This is a genomic window from Dyella silvatica (assembly GCF_026283955.1).
Taxonomy (GTDB): domain Bacteria; phylum Pseudomonadota; class Gammaproteobacteria; order Xanthomonadales; family Rhodanobacteraceae; genus Dyella_C; species Dyella_C silvatica.
Genome location: NZ_JAPDPE010000202.1, coordinates 1 through 3994 on the forward strand (window position 1 = coordinate 1; position 3994 = coordinate 3994).

The 3994-nt window shown below is 62.2% G+C and carries 4 protein-coding genes; 2 read left to right on the forward strand and 2 right to left on the reverse strand.

Features of this window, described 5'->3' with window-relative positions; translation table 11 throughout:
- Nucleotides 1-23 precede the first annotated feature (23 nt).
- Nucleotides 24-500 carry a DUF2782 domain-containing protein gene (locus OUZ52_RS22405; RefSeq protein ID WP_266160820.1) on the reverse strand — a complete coding sequence of 159 codons (477 nt, stop codon included), beginning with the start codon at nucleotides 498-500 and terminating at the stop codon, nucleotides 24-26.
- A gap of 150 nt (nucleotides 501-650) precedes the next feature.
- On the opposite strand from OUZ52_RS22405, the gene polA reads away from it, so the two are divergent.
- A complete protein-coding gene (gene polA / locus OUZ52_RS22410; protein ID WP_266160821.1) occupies nucleotides 651-3419 on the forward strand; it encodes a DNA polymerase I in 2769 nt (922 codons plus the stop codon).
- 66 nt (nucleotides 3420-3485) lie between these two features.
- On the opposite strand, the gene OUZ52_RS22415 is transcribed toward polA, so the two are convergent.
- Nucleotides 3486-3722 carry a hypothetical protein gene (locus OUZ52_RS22415; protein ID WP_266160822.1) on the reverse strand — a complete coding sequence of 79 codons (237 nt, stop codon included), beginning with the start codon at nucleotides 3720-3722 and terminating at the stop codon, nucleotides 3486-3488.
- 133 nt (nucleotides 3723-3855) lie between these two features.
- On the opposite strand from OUZ52_RS22415, the gene OUZ52_RS22420 reads away from it, so the two are divergent.
- Nucleotides 3856-3994 (forward strand): UvrD-helicase domain-containing protein (locus OUZ52_RS22420; RefSeq protein WP_266160823.1); only part of this gene is annotated, 139 nt, incomplete at its 3' end.

The following is a 3994-nucleotide window of genomic DNA, read 5'->3' on the forward strand; positions in this document are numbered from 1 at the left end:
CGCGCGGGGCCATGCGGCATGCATCAATGACTGTCGTTGCTTGGCGTAGCCTCGGTCTCTTCCGGCGGCCGCGCCTTACCCCACTCGACCACCTTGTACATCACCGGCTTGACCGGCTCCTGGCTACCTTGATTGTGGTACTTGCCATTGGCATCGACCATATAGGTTTGCGGCGGGCCGATCTTCGGCGTCACCACCACCATGTAGACCTGACCATTGCGGGCATATTCCTGCACCGTCTCGTCGCCCTGCTTGCGCACGCGCACTTCCGGCGGCGGCTCGCCCTTGGCGTCACGCGGTTGCCTCGCGTCATGCATGGCGGGCAAGTTCGAGGAGAGCTTGCTGGCGGGGGCGGCGACCGGCTTGACGCCGGGATCATTCATGCCCGGCGGCGGCGGCGCGGGGGCGTAGACCGGCGCGGTGGACTGCGCAAACGCTGGCGCAGCAGCGGCGCCAAGCACAAGCAAACCAAGGGGGACAAGCAGGGCGAAGGATTTCATGAGGACGATCTCCACGGGGGCTTTGAGCATAGCAGCGCCCCGGTATGGCGCTGGTCATTGAGGCGTCATGCCGCAGAAACACAGCATACCCCTCCGACTGTAGATACTTTTTGAACCAGCCGGCCGCCTCACCCATGCGACAATCCCGGCATGGCCAAACTCATCCTGATCGACGGCTCCTCCTACCTCTATCGCGCCTTCCACGCACTGCCCCCGTTGAGCAATGCGCAAGGCGAGCCGACCGGCGCCCTCTTCGGCGTGGTCAATATGCTGCGCTCGACGCTGAAGGCCAAGCCGGATTACCTGGCCTTTGTCAGCGACGCCGCCGGACCGACCTTTCGCAACCAGCTCTACGACCAGTACAAGGCCAACCGACCGCCCATGCCGGACGATCTGCGCGCACAGGTCGAGCCGATGCTGGCGATCGTCGGCGCACTGGGTTTTCCGATCCTGCGCGTGCCCGGTGTCGAGGCCGACGATGTCATCGGCACCCTGGCGACCCAGGCCCATGCGCAAGGCATCGAGGTGCTGATTTCCACCGGCGACAAGGATCTGGCCCAGTTGGTGCGGCCTGGTATCGAGCTGATCAACACCATGACCAACACCACCACCGATAGCGCTGGGGTGATGGAAAAATTCGGCGTCAGACCCGAGCAGATCGTCGACTTTCTCTCGCTGACCGGCGACACCGTCGACAACGTGCCCGGCGTCACCAAGTGCGGCCCGAAAACCGCCGCCAAATGGCTGGCCGAGTACGGCACGCTGGATGGGGTGATGGCCCATGCCGACAAGATCGGCGGCAAGATTGGCGAGTACCTGCGTGAGGCATTGCCCAAGCTGCCGCTGTCGCGCGAGCTGGTCACCATCAAGCTCGATGTGCCACTGGAGCCAGCGGTCACCGAGCTGACCCAACGCGAACGTCACCTGGAGCAACTGCGTGAGCTGTTCACGCGTTATGAATTCAAGGCCGCGCTGAAGGAACTCGATGCCGAAGTTCCCACGGCGCCGCCCCCCGCCTCGGATGCAGCGGTGGCTGCCGCTGGCGGAACACCGACCGACACTACGCAAGTCCCCGGCGCACCCTCGCCACAGCACAACGAGGCGCTGGCGGCCCCCGGCGAGTACGAGCTGGTGACCACCCAGGCGCAGTTGGACCACTGGCTGCAACAACTGCAAAACGCCGCACTGATCGCCTTCGATACCGAAACCACCGGCATCGATGCGATGCAGGCCGACATCGTCGGTTTAAGCCTCGCGGTGGACATCGGCAAAGCCTGTTATATCCCGCTGGCCCACGATTACCCCGGCGCACCGGCGCAGCTGGCCCGCGATCATGTGCTCGCCGCGCTCAAGCCGATCTTCGAGGACGCCGGCCGGCCCAAGCTCGGCCAACACGCCAAGTACGACATCAACATCTTGTCGCACTACGGCATCACCGTGCAGGGCTTGCAGCACGACTCCATGCTCGAATCCTATGTGTGGAACGCCACGGCAACGCGGCATGACATGGATTCGCTGGCCAAGAAATACCTGGGCTACGAAACCATCAAATACGAGCAGGTCGCCGGCAAGGGCGCCAAGCAGATCTCGTTCTCACAGGTAGACCTGGACACCGCCTGCCGCTACGCCGCCGAAGACGCCGATATCACCTTGCGCCTGCATCATGCGTTGTGGCCATTGCTACAAAGCGTGCCGGCGCTGCGCAAAGTCTATGAAGAGATCGAGATCCCGGTGGTGCCGGTGCTGGCTGGCATGGAGCAGCAAGGCGTGCTGATCGACGTCAGCGTACTGCGCCTGCAAAGCCAACAGCTGGGCAAGCGCATGCTGGAACTGCAACAGCAGGCTTGGCGCGTGGCCGGGCGTGAATTCAATCTCGATTCGCCCAAGCAATTGCAGGCGATCCTGTTCGATGAGCTCGGCCTGACGGTGAAAGTAAAAACCCCCACCGGCCAGCCTTCGACCAATGAAGAAGCGCTGGAGGCGATTGCCGATACGCACGAACTGCCGCGCGTCATTCTCGACTATCGCGGCATGGCCAAGCTGCGTTCGACCTATACCGACAAGCTGCCGAGCATGGTCAATTCGCGCACCGGCCGCGTGCACACCAGCTATCACCAGGGTGCGGTGGCTACTGGGCGCATCTCTTCATCAGACCCGAACCTGCAAAACATTCCGGTGCGCACCGAAGAAGGCCGGCGCATTCGCCAGGCCTTCATCGCCCCCGAAGGCTGGCTGGTGATGGCCGCCGACTATTCGCAGATCGAACTACGCATCATGGCCCACCTCTCCGGTGACGAAGGCCTGTTGCGCGCCTTCCACGAAGGCGGCGACGTGCATCGCGCCACCGCGGCAGAAGTATTCGGCTTGCCGCCCGACCAGGTCAGCACCAACCAGCGCCGCGCCGCCAAGGCGATCAATTTCGGCCTGATGTACGGCATGAGCGCATTTGGCCTGGCCAAGCAGCTCGGCGTCGACCGCGGTGAGGCCAGCGACTACATGGCGCGTTATTTCACCCGCTATCCCGGCGTGCATGCGTTTATGGAGGCAACCCGCGAGCAGGCGCATCGTGACGGTTATGTGGAGACCATTTTCGGGCGTCGGCTGTATTTAGAAAATCTAAATTCGCGCAACCAGGCCCATCGCGCAGGTGCCGAGCGCGCGGCGGTCAACGCGCCAATGCAAGGCAGCGCGGCCGACATCATCAAACGCGCCATGATTGCGGTCGGCGCCTGGCTGAAAGGCCGCGATGACGTGCACATGCTGATGCAAGTACACGATGAACTGGTGTTTGAGGTACGCAAGGACGCCATCGATATCGTCCGCAGCGCCGTTATCGAGCGCATGTCGGGCGCGGCGACCCTGGCCGTGCCGCTGTTGGTCGAAGCGGGCGTAGGCGCGAACTGGGACGAGGCACACTGAGGCATCAAGGCTGGACTGAGCTGCGGCGTTCTGCCGCATAACGGCGATGACACGCCGATCGGCGTGTCACTTGTCTAGATGATCTTGGTCGAAAGCTGCTGAAGTCGCCCTCGTATGATCTTCAGCTGGCCATCTAAACAGATCGCCGCATAGGCCATACGTCATGGTTTTTGCGTTTGATTTTGTTTGTTTTTTGTCAACTGAATCATCAATAAACTTTTTTGCTGCTTTGTGTGCAACTTTTCCAGCATCGCGCGTTCTTATTTCCCGGATGCACGCAACGGCGTCCACCGGCTCACTCATCTCCCTGGTTGAGCCATTCGGCACGCGAACCTCACCCCTGGGCTTCGCGGCCACCCTAGCCCCGAGGGTTCCCCCTAACCCTCGGGGCTTTTTTATGTCTGGAAAATCGTCGCCGCCCGCTACAATGCAGGCGATGGATGTCTCGTATCTGATCGATCAACTCAACGACGCGCAACGCGAAGCGGTTTGTGCCCCTGCCGGCCACTATCTGGTGCTGGCTGGCGCCGGCTCCGGCAAAACTCGTGTACTGACCCACCGCATTGGCTGGCTGA

Excerpts from the sequence above, each read along its gene's own strand:
- polA (WP_266160821.1), top strand. The coding sequence starts at position 651 with ATGGCCAAACTCATCCTGATCGACGGCTCCTCCTACCTCTATCGCGCC.
- OUZ52_RS22405 (WP_266160820.1), bottom strand. The coding sequence starts at position 500 with ATGAAATCCTTCGCCCTGCTTGTCCCCCTTGGTTTGCTTGTGCTTGGC.
- OUZ52_RS22415 (WP_266160822.1), bottom strand. The coding sequence starts at position 3,722 with ATGAGTGAGCCGGTGGACGCCGTTGCGTGCATCCGGGAAATAAGAACG.